This window comes from Staphylococcus sp. HMSC36A10 (genome assembly GCF_001838845.1).
In the GTDB taxonomy this organism is placed as follows: domain Bacteria; phylum Bacillota; class Bacilli; order Staphylococcales; family Staphylococcaceae; genus Staphylococcus; species Staphylococcus aureus.
In genome coordinates this window covers 1-327 of the sequence record NZ_KV839104.1, presented here as the reverse complement: position 1 = coordinate 327, position 327 = coordinate 1, and the positions used below count along the sequence as shown (strand labels likewise).

General features: G+C 33.9%; 1 protein-coding gene. It reads left to right on the top strand.

The genetic code is table 11. The annotated features are described in order from the left end of the window. The coding region (locus tag HMPREF3247_RS06550) for an antA/AntB antirepressor family protein (protein WP_083324631.1) at window positions 1-327 on the top strand (327 nt) is incomplete at both ends.

Here is a 327-nt window from a genome sequence, read left to right as displayed (position 1 = left end):
GGAGAAATCGCAATAAGTGCAAGAGAGTTATATAAAGCTTTGGAAGTTAAAAAGCGTTTTAGCGCTTGGGCAGAAATTAACTTGAAGCATTTCAAAGAAAATAGGGATTTTACAAGTGTACTTACAAGTACGGTTGTTAATAACGGAGCTGTAAGACAACTAGAAGATTATGCTTTAACACTTGATGTAGCTAAACATGTTGCGATGATGTCAGGTACAGAAAAAGGTTTTGATTTTAGAGAGTATTTCATCCAAATTGAAAAAGCATGGAACAGTCCAGAAATGATTATGCAACGTGCTTTAAAAATTGCTAACAACACAATCAAT